1 pseudogene is annotated in these 919 nt (G+C 79.1%); it reads left to right on the plus strand.

The features are described 5' to 3' along the window. Positions 1-813 (plus strand): annotated as a pseudogene (locus tag AAHZ94_RS34615) (hypothetical protein); the annotation flags it as partial. Positions 814-919: the final 106 nt, after the last annotated feature.

The raw sequence follows: 919 nt of genomic DNA on the forward strand, positions 1-919 counted from the left end.
GCCGGCCGGACCGGGCCACCTCGGTCGGGCCCGCCGCCGTGCCGCCCCGGTGGGTCGCCCCGCGGTGGGCGGAGGGGCGGGGGGGGGGGGGGGGGGGGGGAGGGGTGCGGGGGGGGGGGGGGGGCGGGGCGGGGGGGCGCCGTCGCCGGCGGCTCGGCGTTCACCTTCTCGTACGCGGAACACGCCGAGTTGCTGACCGCGGCCGGTGCCGAGGTCGTCACCTTCGACCCGCTGCACGATACGGAACTGCCCGCGGGCACCCGCGGGTTGGTCATCGGCGGCGGGTTCCCCGAGGTGTACGCGGCCGAACTGTCCGCCAACGCGCCGCTGCGCGCCGCCGTAGCCGCGCTCGCTGCCTCCGGGGCGCCGATCGCCGCCGAGTGCGCGGGCCTGCTCTACCTGGCCCGTTCGCTCGACCCCGGCCCCGCCGCGGGTTCGGACAGCGCGGCCGGCGCGCCCCTGCCGATGTGCGGTGTGCTGCCGGCCGAGGCCCGCATGTCGGGTCGGCTGACCCTGGGGTACCGGGAGGCGGTCGCCCTGTCGCCCAGTGCGCTGCTGCCGGTGGGCGCCCGGGTGCGCGGCCACGAGTTCCACCGGACGGTCATCACGCCGGAGGCGGGCGGCGAACCGGGCTCGGCGCCCGACCCCGCTGCCGGCCCGGCCTCCCCGACGCTGCCGGCCTGGGGCGTGGTGCGGCCGGCCCGGCGCGTGGAGGGCTTCGTACGGGACCGGGTGCACGCCTCGTACCTCCACCTGCACTGGGCGGCCACCCCCGCGGTCGCCGCGTCCTTCGTCCAGAGCTGCACCCCGTGAACCCTCCGCCCACCGCCCCGGAGCCCCACGGCCCCGGGGGGGTATTAACCAAAACCACCCCCCCCGAAGGCCAGCGAGGGGGGGTTGGGGGGGGGGGGTGGTAAAA

This window comes from Streptomyces sp. HSW2009 (assembly GCF_040240285.1).
Classification (GTDB): domain Bacteria; phylum Actinomycetota; class Actinomycetes; order Streptomycetales; family Streptomycetaceae; genus Streptomyces.